Source organism: Nostoc sp. UIC 10890, from assembly GCF_054786515.1.
Genome location: NZ_JBSGKF010000004.1, coordinates 168071 through 186112, shown reverse-complemented (window position 1 = coordinate 186112; position 18042 = coordinate 168071). Strand labels below are relative to the sequence as shown.

Annotated in this window: 17 protein-coding genes and 2 pseudogenes; 7 read left to right on the top strand and 12 right to left on the bottom strand. The window is 41.3% G+C overall.

From position 1 onward, the window contains the following. Nucleotides 1-87: 87 nt before the first annotated feature. The 5 genes from ACWATR_RS33260 (at nt 88) to ACWATR_RS33240 (ending at nt 5875) form a co-directional block, all read left to right on the top strand. Nucleotides 88-843, top strand: coding sequence for a ParA family protein (locus tag ACWATR_RS33260; RefSeq protein ID WP_460342459.1), 756 nt, complete (start codon nt 88-90; stop codon nt 841-843). Beyond that, entirely contained in the window at nt 840-1769 is a 930-nt protein-coding gene (locus tag ACWATR_RS33255) for a ParB/RepB/Spo0J family partition protein (protein ID WP_460342456.1), read from the top strand. Before ACWATR_RS33260 ends, ACWATR_RS33255 begins: the two co-directional genes overlap by 4 nt. A gap of 170 nt (nt 1770-1939) precedes the next feature. After that, nucleotides 1940-4186, top strand: a complete 2247-nt coding sequence (gene recD2, locus ACWATR_RS33250) for an SF1B family DNA helicase RecD2 (RefSeq protein WP_460342453.1) — start codon at nt 1940-1942, stop codon at nt 4184-4186. 394 nt (nt 4187-4580) lie between these two features. After that, on the top strand, nt 4581-5531 hold the full coding sequence (locus ACWATR_RS33245; RefSeq protein WP_460342450.1) for an RpoD/SigA family RNA polymerase sigma factor: 951 nt from the start codon (nt 4581-4583) through the stop codon (nt 5529-5531). Nucleotides 5532-5623: 92 nt separating this feature from the next. Then, nucleotides 5624-5875: a hypothetical protein gene (locus tag ACWATR_RS33240; RefSeq protein ID WP_460342447.1), complete on the top strand. Its 252-nt coding sequence runs from the start codon at nt 5624-5626 to the stop codon at nt 5873-5875. Between the two features lie 44 nt (nt 5876-5919). On the opposite strand, the gene ACWATR_RS33235 is transcribed toward ACWATR_RS33240, so the two are convergent. The 4 genes from ACWATR_RS33235 to ACWATR_RS33220 form a co-directional block, all read right to left on the bottom strand. Continuing rightward, nucleotides 5920-6186, bottom strand: coding sequence for a hypothetical protein (locus tag ACWATR_RS33235; RefSeq protein ID WP_460342444.1), 267 nt, complete (start codon nt 6184-6186; stop codon nt 5920-5922). Between the two features lie 114 nt (nt 6187-6300). Beyond that, nucleotides 6301-7509 carry an AIPR family protein gene (locus tag ACWATR_RS33230; protein WP_460342441.1) on the bottom strand — a complete coding sequence of 403 codons (1209 nt, stop codon included), beginning with the start codon at nt 7507-7509 and terminating at the stop codon, nt 6301-6303. A gap of 77 nt (nt 7510-7586) precedes the next feature. Further along, complete coding sequence (locus ACWATR_RS33225; RefSeq protein ID WP_460342438.1) at nt 7587-11804, bottom strand: DEAD/DEAH box helicase; 4218 nt, start codon at nt 11802-11804, stop codon at nt 7587-7589. A 1-nt stretch (nt 11805) separates the two neighbouring features. Then, the gene (locus ACWATR_RS33220; protein WP_460342435.1) at nt 11806-13572 is read right to left on the bottom strand and encodes an SWIM zinc finger family protein; all 1767 of its coding nucleotides are present in this window, start codon (nt 13570-13572) and stop codon (nt 11806-11808) included. 182 nt (nt 13573-13754) lie between these two features. On the opposite strand from ACWATR_RS33220, the gene ACWATR_RS33215 reads away from it, so the two are divergent. Next, a complete protein-coding gene (locus tag ACWATR_RS33215; RefSeq protein ID WP_460342432.1) occupies nt 13755-13892 on the top strand; it encodes a hypothetical protein in 138 nt (45 codons plus the stop codon). 6 nt (nt 13893-13898) lie between these two features. Here the strand turns inward: ACWATR_RS33215 and ACWATR_RS33210 are convergent. Then, nucleotides 13899-14989: pseudogene (locus tag ACWATR_RS33210) on the bottom strand (IS630 family transposase). Between the two features lie 52 nt (nt 14990-15041). On the opposite strand from ACWATR_RS33210, the pseudogene ACWATR_RS33205 reads away from it, so the two are divergent. Further along, nucleotides 15042-15314, top strand: a pseudogene (locus tag ACWATR_RS33205) (GNAT family N-acetyltransferase); the annotation flags it as partial. 68 nt (nt 15315-15382) lie between these two features. On the opposite strand, the gene ACWATR_RS33200 reads toward ACWATR_RS33205, so the two are convergent. The 7 genes from ACWATR_RS33200 to ACWATR_RS33170 form a co-directional block, all read right to left on the bottom strand. After that, nucleotides 15383-15619 carry a hypothetical protein gene (locus ACWATR_RS33200; protein ID WP_435025879.1) on the bottom strand — a complete coding sequence of 79 codons (237 nt, stop codon included), beginning with the start codon at nt 15617-15619 and terminating at the stop codon, nt 15383-15385. 1 nt (nt 15620) lies between these two features. Further along, a complete protein-coding gene (locus ACWATR_RS33195) occupies nt 15621-15836 on the bottom strand; it encodes a hypothetical protein (RefSeq protein ID WP_460342428.1) in 216 nt (71 codons plus the stop codon). A gap of 32 nt (nt 15837-15868) precedes the next feature. Further along, on the bottom strand, nt 15869-16057 hold the full coding sequence (locus ACWATR_RS33190; RefSeq protein WP_460342425.1) for a hypothetical protein: 189 nt from the start codon (nt 16055-16057) through the stop codon (nt 15869-15871). 217 nt (nt 16058-16274) lie between these two features. Continuing rightward, nucleotides 16275-16685 (bottom strand): hypothetical protein, encoded by a 411-nt coding sequence (locus tag ACWATR_RS33185; RefSeq protein WP_460342422.1) that lies wholly within the window; start codon nt 16683-16685, stop codon nt 16275-16277. Nucleotides 16686-16761: 76 nt separating this feature from the next. After that, nucleotides 16762-17019, bottom strand: a complete 258-nt coding sequence (locus ACWATR_RS33180) for a BRO-N domain-containing protein (RefSeq protein WP_460342419.1) — start codon at nt 17017-17019, stop codon at nt 16762-16764. 4 nt (nt 17020-17023) lie between these two features. Next, entirely contained in the window at nt 17024-17215 is a 192-nt protein-coding gene (locus ACWATR_RS33175) for a hypothetical protein (protein WP_460342416.1), read from the bottom strand. 158 nt (nt 17216-17373) lie between these two features. Further along, the gene (locus ACWATR_RS33170) at nt 17374-18039 is read right to left on the bottom strand and encodes a hypothetical protein (protein ID WP_460342413.1); all 666 of its coding nucleotides are present in this window, start codon (nt 18037-18039) and stop codon (nt 17374-17376) included. Between the last annotated feature and the right edge of the window lie 3 nt (nt 18040-18042).

Here is an 18042-nt window from a genome sequence, read left to right as displayed (position 1 = left end):
TGGCGAATAACGTTATTCGCTTCTGATAGTCTCTTATATAAATCTCAGGGACTAACAGTAAATCATCGTTTATTCTCAGTAAGAACTATGACTCGAAGAATTATCGCACTGTTCAACCAAGCCGGAGGTGTAGGAAAAAGCACTCTTACAATGAATCTTGGTTATCATTTAGCACAACGAAATAATAAAGTACTACTTGTTGATATGGACCCACAAGGGTCATTGACGATGTTCATGGGACTAGAAGCATCAGAGTTGGAAGATACAGTTTACAATGCAGTTGTCGATGGTGATGCCTTACCTATCAGCAAAAACATTCACGGTATGGATCTTGCACCATCCAATATTGACTTGAGTGGTGCTGAACTGGGACTGGTTATGGCTGATATGCGAGATTTTAAGCTAAAGCAAGCCTTAGAACCAGTAGTAAATAACTATGACTTTATTTTGATAGACTGTCCGCCTAGTCTAGGAATATTAAGCTATATTAGCTTAGTTGCGGCTACTCATGTCCTAATCCCTATTCAGACACATAACAAAGCACTTCGAGGAACAGAACTACTATTCCAAACACTTGCTCGTGTTCAAAGGGGAGCAAACCAACAGCTTAAAGTTGCTGGCATCATTCCTACCATGTATGATGGCCGCACCGCACAAGGTAATAGAAGCCTTGATTCCGTCCGCCAACTAGGAACGCAAATTCCTGTTTACGAAACTATTCCTATTGCTATAGCCTTTGCGGATGCCTCTGAAAAACACATGCCTTTGGCACTTTATAGTTCAAGCCATCCAACAGTAAAAGTTTTAGAAAAAATCGCTAAAAGTCTGGATGCTTTACAATGACTAATAAGAAAAGCTCTGAGCCTGCCTATAAAGTAAAGGGTGTTGATTTACTATTTTTACAAAAAAATGAAACACCTCTAGAATCAGTTTTATTATCAGCTATTCATCTCCCCTCAAAACAACCTAGACGCTACTTTGATCTTGAGGCAATGGAAGCACTCACAGCATCAATTAGACAAAAAGGGGTGTTACAACCCCTTCTTGTTCGTCCCAAGGGGCAAAATCAATATGAACTCGTTGCAGGTGAACGACGTTATCGCGCTGCCAAAGAAGCTAAGTTGGAAACAGTTCCAGTTATCATAAAGGATTTTTCCGACGAAGAAACTTTTGAAATCGCTCTTGTGGAAAATATCCAACGAGAGGATTTAAACCCTCTTGAAGAAACAGAAGGGATTTTAGACTTGTTATCCTTAAAACTTAATCAGTCAAGAGAAGCAGTCATCTCAGTGTTTCACGTAGTCTCTCACCCTGAGCGGGAGTCGGCGAATAACGTTATTCACAGTGATGAGTGGAAGGTAGTTTTGGATGTTTTTAACATCATAGGAAAATTTACTCCTAACAGTTTTCGTACTAATCGCTTACCATTACTCAATCTTCCAAAAGATATTTTGGAATATCTTCGCCAAGGAAAAATAGAATATACAAAAGCAAGAGAAATAGCCCGAATTAAAGACGATAGCCAGAGGGAAGAACTGTTAACAGTAGCAATTACTGAAAAGTTATCTTTGAATCAAATTAAGGAGCGTATTAGCAGTATAAATACAGCCGTTACTAAAACAACGTCTGAAAAAAGCGCATTGTATCAAAGCCGTCTCAAGGCTATATCTGCGAAAGCCAAAAAGACTAAAGTATGGGATGACTCTAAAAAAACACAGAAGTTTGACAAGCTCCTCGCAGAAATAGAAAAACTTCTTGCAGAAGAATAGGTAGCAAAGCATAACCGATATTTACTCCTCCAACCATCTCCTCCTGACGGAGGTATTCTTTGAAAATGAGTTTTCGATGACACTAATACTGGGCGTGCATCTTAGTATTTATGTACTATAATTGACGGAATTCCAGTATTATAATGATGTGCGGCATCTGATGATAAGCAATGTCCACTCCCCCTAATCTTTCCCCTCAACAAGTAAGCGCCTTTCCTCAACACGAAACAATCACCGGAGTCGTAGAACGCCTAACTTTTTACTCTGCTGAATCGGGTTACACAGTGGCAAGGCTGACTCGTCCCCGTAGCAACGAACTGACAACAATTGTTGGCAGCTTTGCTAACATCCAGCCAGGGCAGACTTTACAGCTAACTGGGTTCTGGCGTGACCATCCACAATTTGGCCCCCAGTTCCAAGTAGTCAACTACAAAGAAACCAAACCAGCCACTCTCACCGGAATTGAGAAATATTTGGGCAGTGGACTGATCAAAGGTGTTGGCCCAGTCACAGCAAGACGCATTGTTGCCCACTTTGGTTTAGAAACCCTGGATATTATCGAAAACCAAATTGACCGGCTCATTGAAGTTCAAGGCATTGCCAAAAAGCGGATTAAGTTAATTAAAAATGCCTGGGAGACACAGAAAGCCATAAAAGAAGTAATGGTATTTTTGCAAGGGCACGGTGTTTCAACAACATATGCAGTCAAAATTTACAAGCAATATAAGGATGAAGCAATTGCCACTGTTACCAAAAACCCCTACCAGCTAGCAGCCGACATCTACGGTATTGGCTTTCTAACTGCTGACAAGATTGCGAGAAATATCGGAATTGCGCCTGACTCAGAATTTCGTTACCGTGCAGGGATTATCCATTGCCTAAGTGAAGCTGCCGAAGATGGCCACTGTTACCTGCCACAAAGCGAATTGATTGAGTCGGTAATAAAACTACTGACTACCGAATCTCATCAGCCCACAGAAGAAGCAATCGCACAAATCATCAAAGACATGGCTCTAACAGATGAACTGATTAGAGAGTGGGATGAGGATAAAACCCTACTTTGCTACAAACCGACTTACTTTCATACTGAACAGAATTTAGCTCAACTGATCCGCCAACGCTTAGAAAAGCCTGTTGGTACTGACATTGAGCGCGTGCGTGATTGGATAGACCGCTTCACCGCTAGCCGTAAAATTCAGCTTTCAGAACAGCAACGCCAAGCTGTAGAAACAGCAGCCTATTCCAAAATCATGATCCTTACTGGTGGCCCTGGCGTTGGAAAAACTTTCACCACCCACACCATTGTCTCACTTTGGAAAGCAATGGGTAAATCCATAGCCCTAGCTGCACCCACTGGACGCGCTGCTCAACGTTTGGGTGAAATGACTGGGCTGGAAGCTAAAACTATTCATCGGTTGTTAGAATTTGACCCGCGCTCAAGGGGTTTCAAGCGTGATAGCGAAAATCCTTTGCCCCACACAGCAATTATCGCTGACGAAGCTTCGATGCTTGATTTGTTTCTGGCTTACTCCTTAGTTAAAGCAGTATTAGCTGGCGCTCTACTATTGTTGGTGGGTGACATAGACCAGCTACCATCTGTAGGGCCAGGTCAAATACTTGCTGATTTGATTAATTCTGGGCGAGTTCCCGTAGTACGGTTGACCCAGGTATTCCGTCAAGCTCAAACAAGTGCAATTATCACTGCTGCTCACCAAATTAATCGAGGAATTTATCCCACGATTGAACCGATATCTGATAGTCCCATATCCGACTGTATTTGGCATGGCGGAGGTCATCAGCCAGAACATGGAGTGCAAGCGATCTGCGAGTTGATTACAGACTTGCTCCCTCGCCTAGGTTTTAATCCTGCTACTGATGTCCAAGTACTTTGCCCGATGACGCGGGGTGTAGTTGGGACTCGCAACCTAAATACTGTGTTGCAGCAGTTGATTAATCCACCCAGCCCCAACAAGATGGAGATTAACAGAGGTGGAAATTTATTACGCGAGGGCGATCGCATCATCCAGCTAACCAACGACTACAACCGCGAAGTCTTCAACGGCGACTTGGGAATAATCCAAGCCATTGATACTGTCGAGCAGGAAGTTACAATACTGTATGGTGAGCGGACTGTGGTTTACGATTACGCTGACCTGAATGAAATTGCCCTTGCCTGGAGCATTTCGATTCATAAAAGCCAGGGGTCAGAATATCCGGTGGTGATTTTGCCAATCTATATGCAGCACTATATGATGTTGACCCGGAACCTGTTTTACACTGGTATAACTCGTGCCAAGAAGTTAGCGATCGTGGTTGGCGCAAAAAAAGCGATCTCTCTGGCGGTGCGCTCTACTGATGACCAACAGAGGTACACAAGGTTAAAGCAGAGGTTACTTCAGGCAGGACTGTATTGCTGATATGTTTTGGTTCTTCAAAATAGAAAACTTTATTGAGCTATTTGATTTGGGTGCGGCTCTTTTGAAAAGACGCTTTTTGTCTGTCCATAAAGCCTAAAGTTATTGTGGAGCAGTAATTACAGGCTTTAAACAGTCTCAAAAGACCTCCGTTCAAATTTAAAAAATAGAAACATAACTTTATTGTAGCATCATATTACACGCTAAAAGCCTGTTTTTAGGTTTGATTTGTCTGCGACCGCTTAATTTTACGTATTTAGCCTAGAGAATAGAAAATTAGATATAGAGCAGATTAGAACTATGTAAGACGAATGTAGTTTATCGTCTTCCTAAAAGAGTCGCACCCATTTGATTTATACTTTTAAATCCCCTGGTTTAAAAAAGTCGAAAAGTTTGTATGTCCAGCCTGAGTTCCGACATGGTTCGCATCTATTTGCAAGAAATTGGTCAGTATCCTTTATTAAAGCCAGAGGAAGAAATCGCTTATGGTAGACAGGTACAAGAAATGATTGTCATTGAGCAATCTAAAAATGAACTCACTCAACAGCTAGACCGCGAACCAACAATGACAGAATTAGCCAACGCTGTTGAAAAAACCGAAGCACAAATCCGAGCAGCACTACAACTTGGTCAAAAGGCTAAACAAAACATGGTGACAGCTAACCTGCGACTAGTAGTTTCTGTTGCCAAGAAATACCAGAACCGCAATTTGGAATTTTTAGATTTGATCCAAGAAGGAGCAATTGGTTTACAACGGGGTATAGAAAAGTTTGATCCCAACCGGGGCTATAAGCTATCGACTTACGCTTATTGGTGGATTCGTCAAGAGATTACACGCGCCATAGCAGAACAATCGCGCACTATTAGATTGCCTGTTCATCTCACTGAAATACTTACCAAAATTAAAAAAGTACAGCGAGAAAGCTTTCAAAAACTCGGTCGTCATGCCACTGCATCTGAAATTGCATCAGCATTAAACATAAGCACAGATAAGCTTCGAGAATATCTCACTGCTTCTCGCACAGCCATTTCTTTAAATAAACAAGTGGGAGATGAAAAAGAGACAGAATTGGGCGAAATTTTAGCCAGCGATGCCGCTTCACCAGAAAAACTCCTTAGCCAAGAACTTCTATCGCAAGATGTAGCTAAATTCTTAGAACCATTGACACCTATACAGCGTCAAGTGTTAACTTTAAACTTTGGGCTAGAGAACGATCAGCATTTCAATCTAGCTCAGATTGGCCAACAGCTAAACCTCAGCCGAGAGCGGATTCGTCAAATCCAGGTCAAGGCGATAAGTATTCTCCGCCATCGACAAAGCGACATGCAAGAGTACTTAATTGATTAAGTAGAATTACTTTCGTCAGATGATGCACGGATCTTGTAGAACTAAGACGAAAAACTATATTAAAGAAGTAAGTCCCCAACAGTAATCAGTCAATGCCCAGTAAAACAATTGATGTCCGAGAATACACCGTCAGAGCGCACAAACGAGAAATTCACACTCGCGTTTTCAACTTCGTATGTAAGCAGTGCGAACAGCCCACCCAAAGAGAAACTTTTGGTGTGCGACCGCTCTATTGTGAAATATGTCGTCCCCCACAAGCACCTAAGCAATCGAAATTAGTCCCTATAGGCAAGAGGAAACCTAGAGCTATGAACTACTTGAGTGGGAAAGATATAGCAGGATGATCACCAGTATGTTCATCCTAACCGTCAGAGCATAAGCTATGTCTTTACTTTTCCATTCCCGCATCAATCATTTTGGCTAAAGACTCAGGGTTGAATCTTGTGAGCGATTCTGCTAACTGCTGAAAATACTGATATTGCTCGTCTGGATATTCCCCAGGCTCTAATTCTAAAAGCTCACAAAACTTAAAGTAATCAACTTTCCAGTTGAATTCACCAATCGCGCTGGCAAACTTTTCGGCTATCTGGCGTGATTGAGTGCTGGCTGTTGATTGTTTGCTATTGTGGTTGTAAATGCTGCCCTGCTCTGTCATAAGCCTCCCTCAATAGTATATTTGTATTAATAACTATTTTAGTTCTCTCCGACATTTGGCGAAACTAGGACAGAGATCTCTGAATTCTTCTTCATTTCTGTCCAGCCTACTCCTTTAACCCGATGTCAGCGTCAATTTTTCCCGCTTCTTCCCGGAGTTAACCATTTTCACCAAGTGCTGATTCAAATAGCTTTGCGCGGAAATGTACAGACTTTCCCAAATTTCTTGGTTGCGGCTGATTTTCGTACCGACTGTATTCCCTGCTGTTTTCTCCGATATTAAGTATTTGCGGAAATAGTTCGTCCACACGTGTTGCAAAAAGTCTTCAGAGAATTCGTTAAACGGCAGAATCCATTTATAATCTTGATCCAAAAACACCCGATAGGATGCAATTATCGGTAGTGCCAAATCTGTTGGCGCACCAAACCCAAATGAGTATTTACTATCAGGTAATAATGTATTTTTACGTGTGTCTATTGATGCTAAGTCGTTTACACCTTTTCTTCTGGGGTTGCTGATATGTTCTTGGATTAGTTCGTAGAGTCTTTGCTCTATCCACAAGGCATGAGTCAAGAGAGGTAGCAAGGCAGTTAATCTTTCCCTTTCAGTATCGCTGATTTGAGAGGGGATACTCATACCTGCTGGGTGCTTGGTTCGTTTATTGCTGTCGGGATTGTATCTATTTCTGTCGAGGCAGTTAATCAACTTCAGCAAATGATTCACATTGCACTGGGCATTTCTGGGAGCGCCGCTTTGATTTTGGTAATAAGCAATGCGGAATTTCCTATCTTCTTCGATTTCTAACTGCGCTAAATACTGCTTGATGAATTTGTAATCTCCCCTGGCATTGACTTTAGAACGCGAATCTACTGGCGTTGTCGTATTGCTTGCAAGGGCGATATCTTTTGCTTCATCTTCCACCAATCCAATGTGGATGGTGACTTTGACTCTAGCTTGGGTTAGGTCATATTTGTAAGTTTTCGCTTGCTCAAATGCTAAAACTGTATGACCGCCATTTATAATTCCATCGCTTCCACCCTCACTAGCTTCTAAGACTTCGAGTTCAAGTTCAGTTTTGTTTTTATTGGGCTTAATTTTATTTACACACAGGGTTATTCCACTGTGACGCGAGAAAAATTTTTCAGGCTGAGTCGTCACTGAGTCGAAGATTTGCCTGTATGTCGCGCTTTTGCGGTTTGGTTCCCTGATATTTGGTTCTAGGGGTAGGTCTGTGGGGAATGTATCTACATGGGCTGTGGCGATGATGCAATTGGGGTTCGCTTGAAAATAGTTGTCTACTTTTAAGTTCCAAGTCTTGGGCATAGTTGATTAGAGTTGAGTTGGTCTTGAACTTGTGCAATCAGGAAATCAAAAATCTAAAATTATGTCAGAGGGACAGCTTATCCTTCACTAATTAACTGTAACAAGGCTTCCGTTGATATCTTGCCACTCATATCAGTACCTTCTAAGAGACTATCTGCTAAATCTCGCTTTTGGTGATGCAATTGCACAATCTTTTCTTCAATAGTATCTTTTGCAACTAGACGATAAATGGTAACAGGGCGTTGTTGCCCAATGCGATGGGCGCGGTCTGAAGCTTGGTCTTCCACTGCGGGATTCCACCAAGGGTCTGTATGGATGACATAATCAGCCGCAGTTAGATTGAGTCCTGTACCTCCCGCCTTGAGACTAATCAGAAAGACATCTCCTGAACCAGCTTGGAAGGCATCTACCCGTTTTTTGCGCTCTGCCACGGAAGTACTACCATCTAGATATTGATAACTAATACCTTGCTGTTCGAGGTAATCGCGGATGATGTGCAAATGGTCAACAAATTGACTAAACACTAACGCCTTATGACGATTTTCCAGCAGTTCACCCAGCACCTCACCAAAAAGTTGCAACTTGGAACTGGGTAATTCAGATGAAGGCATAACCAAGCTAGGATTACAGCAAGCGCGACGTAATTTCATAATCTCAGCCAAAACTTGCAAATGTTTCTTTCCCGCTTCGGCATCACTTTCGGTAAGTTTAGATATTGCTTGACGGCGCAATGCCTCATAAAATGCCTTTTCCTCTCGACTTAACTCTACATGAAGGAGAATTTCGGTACGAGATGGCAACTCTTCTAGTACCTGATTTTTTGTGCGGCGCAATAGAAATGGTTGAATAAGTTTTTTGAGTTTATTGCGTGCAAGTTTATCCTGATATTTTTCAATGGGGATGGCAAAGCGTTGATTGAAGCTTTCAAATGAACCCAATAACCCAGGATTGATAAAACGGAATAAATTCCACAACTCACCCAGGTGATTCTCAATGGGAGTCCCAGTAGTCAGCAACTTAAAATTAGATTTTAGGCTCATGGCTGCCTGAGAACGTTTAGTAGTCATATTTTTAATTGCCTGGGCTTCATCCAGGACAATAGTTTGCCACTGTACACCAGAAAGCATTTGCGCTACTTCTTCTTGCTGCAATAAACCATAACTGCATATCAACATATCCAAAGGTTGTAACCCATCCAATAATTTTTGGCGGTTAGCACCAGAAAATTGAATAATGTTTAGGGTTGGGGCAAACTTTTGCGCTTCACTTAACCAATTCATGCACACAGAAGTTGGGGCAATAATTAGGGTTGGCCCTTCATGGGCATTTCTGAGAATGACCGCCAATGCCTGCAAGGTCTTACCGAGTCCCATTTGGTCTGCCAAACAAGCTCCTACACCCCAATGTGCCAGACGCGCCAGCCAACAAAAACCCTCCATCTGGTAGTCACGTAGTTCTGCTTGAAGCGTAGATGGCAGTTCTGGCTGGAGGTTCTGCACCTCAAGAAGACGTTCTCTATGTATTTTCCAGTGTTTATCTGCTTTTACCTTACCTACTTCATCGACAAAATCCTCTAACCCTAATGTTGCTAAGGGGTGAAAACGAATACCTTTATTATGCTTTTCCGAAAACATCCGCAATTCGTCAAGGCGTTTCCGAAAAGCTTGAGTTAAAGCCAAGAATTGACCATCACCAAGGGGGATAAAACGGCTGGGGGTTTTTTCTAATAGTTCCAGGAGTTGCTGCATATCCAACACAAGGTCATTATTCAATTTCAACTCCCCAGTGGCTGCAAACCAGTCTTGCTGACGTTGAATTGATAAATTAAAGTCTTTCAGGTCGGCATTGTGGCTAACACGCAGCTTTTCTCCTTCTGGCCATGCCATGACTACTTTATTTCCCAGCGCTTGCAGTTCTAGCAGCAGTTCTAAACATTCTTCTGGTTCAACTATTACCCATTCACCATCTTGTTCTTCACTTTGAGCCAAGGTGGGACAGGCGGCTACAGTGTCGGCGGCAAGTTGCTTTTCTTGGGATAGATTTCGTCTGGTTTGGAGACGTTTACCGTCAATCTCAGCAATGACAGTTTCACCACCTGTACCAGGACGGAAGTAAGGGCCACCTTGGGCAAAGGGGCGCGACAACAGGGTGATTTTCAAGCCGGCATTGGCAGGTAAAAGGTGAATATGGGGTAGAGTCTGGGCGGGTACTTCTTCTGCACCTTCTGAACCGCCACCAATGTCAGAATGTACGGTGACGATGCCAGAAACAGCATTAATAGCTGCCAAAACTTGCTTCTCGGCGAAGGCAGGTACGTTTAATTTATTATCCTTACCTATAATCTCCGCGATGCGTCTGTGTTCTGTTGTAATTTCAATAACTTTGATGCGGGTTGGGGTTTCTTTGATATGCAGAATATTTTGTGATTCTAGTAATTTGGGAGAAAATTCCAAGGTGAGACGACCAAGTTTCTCTTTTTTAACCAGTAGTTCTGGTTCTCCCTTGACAATTTCTACACGAATATTAGGTGTATCTTCCCAAAAAACCAACGGGTGTCCAATTAAAGCAGAGATGGCTTTTTCACCGAAGGTATAATCAACTTTGCCATAATAGCCCTCACTATATATCTCAATACAACTACATACCCGCATATCTTGAGGCGTGATGTAATCAAACTCAGCTAATCCACTGCTCAAACGTTTGAGGGCTATGGGGCGACCTTTACTCCACTCCCCTTTAGCATTAACTTTCTGTTCCTTTGGTTGCAAGACACATCTGCTGGGATAGAAGGTAATGAACCATGCTAAACGCAGTTCGGATTCTGGTTTTAGGGATGTTTGTGGTTGTTTTTGGAGATTTGCTAGGGCATTGAGGCACATTTCCCAAGCTTCTTGGGGTCGAATTAGGTCTACGACGGAATGAATACCGCTATCTTCTCGCAGTGCTTCTGCTTCTTTTTGATACTTACTACTAGGTTTAAGCCGGGATAGGAGTTCTGCGGTTTCCATTGCCAACCAGTGATAACCGGAGGCAAGCGATCGCCGATATAATGGCTCTAATAAATTAGGTAAGCGTTTTTTCGCACCCTCAGCATCCATCCAATAAAGGCATAGGGAACAAAACAATGTTTGTAAGCTATTTTCTTCTTCCACTGAAGAGATATGGGCGCTAAGTACAAATTGTTTTTGAGTAATATCACCCTGGTGTACTTGCAGCACCATTTTCAGTCTGCCATAAATAAACCTAAGCCAATGATCTCCTTGACGAGACATCAAACTGGTGTACTCTTCTGCTTCTTTGAGGCGTTGCACTGAACCGTCTTTTAACAGTGCGAGGATAAAAAATAAGCCCCCCATTGTATCGAAATATATTTGGCGTTTGCCTGTCGCTTTTTTCAGCTTTTTCAGGGCATCTGTATAATAAGTAATTGCTTGCTCATTCTCACCCCGTAGAAAACTTAACCAGCCCCAAAAGACGGCGGCGTTATCTTGATATTCATCCGATATCCGCTCCAGACTTTCTTGTGCTTCTTCGGTACAACCTCGAAGCAACATTTCTTCTGTCAAAATCAAGTGCAGATAATCTGAGCAATGTTTTCCAGTTGAAGAACATTCTTCTTCTAAGAGTGTAAAGGCATCTTCAGATGCAGACAATTTTAATGCTGAATTTAGGAGGATGCTAGATATGCTACTTTCATATAATCCTTGTGGTAAGGTACTCAACCAATCTGCATCAAATGGGTTATTGCATATCTGCTCAAAGATATTTTGTATTACTATTTTTTCTTCGCTATCACCATACTTCTCGTAATATTCAATTTGCTGATTAATAAAATTAGGATCTTGGCGATAAAAACCTATACGAATTTCTCTGATACACTGGCGTAAACTATGGAATATTCGACGAGAATCATCGTTCCAATGAGTACGTATAGGTAGCTTTTCTTGAACTGCTGTAACAAGGATTTCAAACTGTTCAGTTTTTATAGCATGACGAGTAGCAATTTCTGTAAGTAAGGGGTGACATTCAGCACCTTGTCTGCCTTCTTGCACTAACAAGCCTGCTTTTAACAATTTATCAATTTGGGGACTGAGGGTTTTAGTACTCCAAGGTTTATTATTTTCATCTAAAGCACCCGTTTTACTAAGACAACTTATGAATGAATTTTTGTCTATCGGTGCATAAATTACCGAAAATAACTGGATAATCTTTTGTAAGGAAGGGTGTAGCTCGAAGTATTTCTTCTCAAGAAGTTTTGTTTGCAGTTTTGTGGTGTTACTTGTCAAATTAATCATATTATTTATTTAGTTGTTTAAATAATTCCATTAATTTACGTTTCCGTCCATGAGCGGCTTCTAATTGTGAACGATAAGCAGACCATTGAGCTTGTTGTCCGAGTTGAAAATAAGCTGTTTTTACTTTTTTGAGCCAATTAACCGCAGCGTCATAACGGTCAGCTTTTCCTTGCTCCATAATTGGTTCTGCGCGTCTCTTAGCATTATCAATTACCCAATCAGGATGATGGAAAACTGCCGCATCCATGACTCGATGAACCAATTCTGAAGCATAGTAAATATCTCTTTCTACTGTTTTAATTGCATCATCAATTAATCCTTCATGAAGGAAAATATCAACCTGAGCTTCTCGTATTCCCCAATCTGGCTGTTCTCGCAGGGTTTGAAGTAAATCTTGTTTGACACTCAACCAAGCTTCTCCTGCATAGTCTTGAATCTTACCATAGTCTCGAAACGATGGTCTGATTTTAAAAGCAATAATGCTAGCAGTTAACGCAGTAGCATTATCCTCTAATCCTTGGGCTAAGTCACTTGTCCAAGTAGCAAATTCATATAAACAGTTACCCGTTAAATTTATACCAGCAATACATATTTCTAACGCTTCAACCAAATATCCATCTTCTCGCAATATTTTTGCTAGAGCAAAACCCTCTTCTGCTCTTTCCATCAGGATTTTAGCCGCAGACATGGCCTCTTCTACTCTTCCTAAAGCTGCTAATTGCGTCAGGTATTGCAGAGTCATTTCTTCTGCTAAAGCTAGATTTAAATACTCTGTGTAACGATTTTGACGTTCAAGGATTTGCAAGCGAATAAATGCTAAATCATCAGCAAAGCTTGGTCGTCCATTTTCCCAAAGTTCTGCGCTATCATCCCCTTGCATAATCTGTTGGAGTGGTTCGTAATCCCAACCTTGACGCAATGCTTCTAAGCTCATACTAAAGTCTGCACTGATTTCGTCTTGCCATGATTCCAACATCACCTGCAAATCTACTATTTCTCCTGTAGACATTTCTGCACACAAAATTGCTTCTGTCCAAGCGCTATCAAGAGGTTCTGCAATGGAATAACTGTCTCCACCATAATCTAGCAACTCGTTCCATTCTTGGGCATAAGTTGAGGTGATAGTTTCGAGAATTGCGATCGCATTATTTCCATCTCCATTTTCTGCCAACTCCCGCGCTTTCTCAATTACAGCCAGCAAATCATCTGTGAATGGGTCTTCTTCTGAACCATACTCTAATTCTTTCAATCCATCCCGCAAAATCCGCAAGACATGAGAGCGAAAAGGTGATGTGTCAATTTTGCTTTGACGGCTAGAAGACTGTTTGGTTTTCGGTTTTGGCAAGTCTATCAAACTTACAAACTGATCAATATCATCAATTAGTTCTGGTCTATTTTCCACCAGTTCTTGTAATAATCGCTGAGTTTGAAGAAGATCGAGGCGATTTAATAATTGTTCTAGCGTTGGGCGTTCTTCAACGATCTCTGATTGACGCGAACAGCTTAATAAGGTGGCAACGATATGTTTGCACCAACCATCATAATCATAAGGACAAGTACAACTTGCTGAGGTAATTCCACCTGCATCAAAACGAATACTGACTTGATATGGTGTAATTTCGCTACCCTCTATCTCTGCCTGAATCAGATTACCTCGTTTTTTTAGATCGGCGATCGCTCCCCTGCGATAATATTCTTCACCACGACTGTATGATGAAGCGTTGGAGTTATGGCGTATTATTGCTTCAGAAATCCCTGGAATTGACATAACACCCAAGTCTTTTATTTTTAGCTTACGCTTAAACTGTCTTTATTTCCTATTGGGATTATTTAGCTGCTCAACAAGAATGTAGCTCTAGGAAATACCAATGAACTTAAGCATTCAACAGATTGTGCCGGAGGACGTTGCATTAATGGAAGCTCTATTAGCGACCTTTGGTGAGGCGTTCGATGAGGTGGAGACATATAGAAATCCGCAAGGGTGCAGACTACCTGCGGCAACTGCTCGATAGTGACTACTTCATTGCGATCGCCGCATTGAAAAAAGGTGAGGTCGTTGGCGGTCTCATATCATGTCCGGGTAATTAGTTACGATTAAACTCCAATTTGAATCCACCAATGAAAACCAGTTAGCCCGCGAATTAAATCTTGCTGCTGGAGTAAAGATTGACAGCGATGATATAGGACATCCTCTAAATCATTGAGTGTCTCAAAAGATTGATTCGCAATTGGTTCATCAATGACAGTCCACAACCTTTCTGCGGGTTGTAATTCCGGTGAATGAGATGGCAAAAATGTTAAGTGTAGTCCTTCAGGAATCTCTAAATTTTTGCTGGTATGCCACCCAGCGCGGTCAACAGCTAAAAGAATGTGTTTATTCGCGCCCAAGCCAAATTCACAAGCAAAATCAGCCAAAACCTGATTAAACAATTCTGTGTTGACGTAAGGAAGAATCCACCAATAAGTTTCTCCGGTATGAGGATGTACAAAAGCATACAACCATAACCATTTAAACCGCCAATTCACATCTGCTATTGGTGTTTCCCCTTCCGGTACATAAACTCGTCGCAAAACTGGTTTGAGTCCTAAACGTTAGCGAAGCGGTAGCGAGTCTTCGAGCGTCTGCTCATCCTCACACCACAATTGAACTTCTGCATCTGGATAGGTAGTTTGGATTTGTTCTACTTCTGTGGCGAGTTTTTTTTCCAGGCTTCTTGCTCAAAATAATCACTTTTTGTGTGAGATGGGCGAGGAACTCTGAGTCTAAAAGTCATCTGCCGCAATATCTCCCATCCCCTCTGCCTGCTTATCTTTGTTCCGCTAACTTCACTTAACCAATTTGCCACCTTCCTACCATTCCATAATCCTCCGTCCGGTGCTTTTTCTTGTAACGCCTGCCATAACTGTGCTTGTTGGATATCATCTAGTAACGGCTGTGTACCTTGGTTTAACTGTCTGCGATCGCCTAATCCTTGCACTCCTAACTCGTTGTATCTTTTTACCAATGCGTACATCCATGTTCTACTGTAGCCTGTTATTGCCTCCACTTCTTCCGTTTTTTTTCCTTGTGCTAATAACCAAATAATCTGATACTGACGGCTTTCTATCCCATCTTTGGCTTGACGGTAAAGTTTTTCTAACTCTTCAATACTTAGGTGTATGGCTACACTAATTCGTTTCGGCATTACTCATCTTTGCACTCACTACTTTTATCGTAAGCGATTAGCCGGACATGATATTACTGCCTACGAGCTTAAAAAGTTCGAGCAGGAGCGCAGCGAGATTTACATCTACGATTTAGCTGTTGCCGCCGCACACCGACGACAGGGGATCGCAACGGCATTAATTCAGAAGCTGAAAGAAGTAGCAGCAGCATGTGGAGCTGATGTCATTTTCGTCCAGGCGGATATCGGTGACGATCCAGCTATTAAACTTTATACAAAGTTGGGTGATCGCGAAGACGTGTTGCATTTCGACATACCAGTTAATAGCGGCAATGACAATGCCTAATGTTATCTGAGTAGTGGCTTTTGGAGAAGAGCATACTAAAAAACGGGTCAATTTTTTACTAGATTTACTTATAATATTTCCTGCTTTTTAGCAAAAGCTTCACGGCAAGAAAGCCCCTTGCCAATATAAACTTTCTCATCCTCTTTCATATAAAACTGAATTTCTCCTGTTAGTAGATCCTTCTCCCACATAATCTGTAAAGTCCCATTATTTGCAATTAATCCAATAGTGCTTCGTGTTAATTTTAATTGATAGGGTATATCTAAAGTTGATTGAGCCTCTTGCTGAAATTTATCGGTTGACATTTTAGTATTTGTACTGTGTATAAATTCCTGAATCTGCTGACTTTAATGTGGTGATAAAACCAATCAGCGCAAACGGACATTTACACCCCAAGGCTTCTTCGATGGCCACAGCATTCAGATTATACTCTTGGCAGACAGTATAAAAAACCTCATCTAGGGATAATTCTAAATTTTCATTTAATTCCTGAACTCGTTTTTCTATTGAGTTGACTAACATAGTTGACAGGGCAAATGGATATGTTTTGAAGATTAATTCTTTCCCAACGCTTGCCTACGTGCCTCACTATAGGCAACAAATACAATACTTGAACAAGCAGTTAAATTTACTACGAATGCAGGCGGACGACCAGCAGTTAGCAACAGCATTACTAAAAACACAATGCCAACTTGAGCAGTTTGTTTAACTAATGAACTGAGGCTATAAGTTGAAATTTTCATACAAACTAATGCGGTAGGTAACTCGTGTATTTTTTATTCCCTAGCTGTCTAGAATAGAAATTGTACGATCGCTTTTTTTTAGCATAAACGCGATCGCCAATCGTTCTCATCAAATACTTTCAATTCTCCTCTACGCGCAAATCAATTACTTCAAGAACATCTGGCAACCAGCGAACGTGTTCCACAATCTTGTCGTGAGTCCGAGCTTTATCTCGTGTTACCCCCACAGCTTACCTTTTTCGGTTAGATGCCAAATATTTTTGTGACTTTGTTTACCATTGGTGTCAGTCTTGATTTGAACCTCCTTAGTCTGTAAACCAGCAAATTCTAAAATATGGTTAACTATTTGGGGTTTTATGGGCTTGGGTAGCCCGTTGCGTTCGGCATATAATTCACCGATTGCGGTTGGAGACAAATGCCGATTGGGAGTCGCAACGATTTCTTGAATTGCTCCGACCAATTCCTTGGCCATCGGAGCTATTTCAGGGCATATTGCTTGTACACCTCGAAGAATGGTGATGGTTTGGAGTTCTGCACTTAGACGAGTGCCAGACAGAATCTTTTGCCCAAAGTTCACGAGTTCATCAAGACTGGGTTTAGTATTTTGCTGCTGGTTTGGCTTGGGCATCTCATACTTGCCAGTGCGCCGCAGGGATGGGAGGACTTGATGGAATACCCACCGTTGGAATCGTTTTGCAGCAGGTTTACGCGACTTGAAAATCAGACGGGTATTGCCCAGGCTCAGTCACAGTCAGCATTTCTTGTCCTTGAGGGTTGTCATCACCAGGGGTATAGATATTAGCTATACCCCTCTCATCTCCATCAAAATTAGCTAACGCATCACTGACATTTTTGATTTCCAGAATTGTACACACATCCGCAGCAATCCATTCTGGTTTTTCTAGTGTGCCAACGAAGCGAACTTCTTGAGACTCAAACACAAAAATTGATAAATCAGACATAAATTCAATTCTCCTTAATTGTTATCCAGTCAGTTAAAACAGCCATACAGCAAGCGGTTAACGTTGGTCTTCTCAAAGTCTTATTTTGATGTTTGGCGATGTAACCGCCCTCTAACTCGTTCTGCTCAAAAGAAACTTCAATTACGTCAAAAAGCTTGTTAGCAACGTCTAAGGAAATTGATTTAGCCCATGCCATGTCGTTTTGCTCCAATTGAAAATTATTAATTAAAAATTATCTCTTCAATTTTGCATTTTGCATTTTGCATTTTGCATATTGAATTCAAAAAAGTCACATTTAGCTCTTACTCAATTAGGTTGCTTAAGCTCCAGCAGCAATTGCCAAAGCTAGAAGATTCATTGGAGCTTCTGATAGTCTTGAAAAAAACGATTCAAATCATTTAAAAATTGACAAAACAAACTTTTGTTTTCATAAGTACCAGTAGCATTCTCCCAAGAATCGCAAATTCTTGGGTTAGTAAAAGGCAAAATCAAAACAAATAGAGCCGAAATTAAGGGGACAATTAATATAAGGTTTCGGGCATCAGTGATTAAATCACCAACTTCGCTCAGAATAGGTAACTCGTATTGATGACGATGTGTAATTAGGGTATCTTTGGTTTTCTGAGGTTGAGTTTTTTGCTCCTTTTCTAAATTGAGAGTGGGCTGAATATCTATCTCAATAATGTTCTTTCTGACTATTTCGATTGCCGTCAATAAATCATCTATAGGTTGCCCATTTTTGGCACGAGTGACAAGTATTGCTTCGAGAATTATCAATCTTGACTTGGAAGTTAATAGTATAGGCATCTGTTGATTAGCTTCATTGATGAAATCCTGTTGTTCCTTGAGGAATTTACTGGTCTGCATATTATGTAGCCACTGTTGTTGAACTAGTAGTTCGCGTTCTGATAGTTTAAAGTTTTGAGAGAGACTGTTAATAAAGTTAACAACACTCGTCGTTAATTTTTCTAAAGGGCTTGAGACTTTTGAAGAGGAGTCGCTTTGATTGTTGTCTTGCATAGG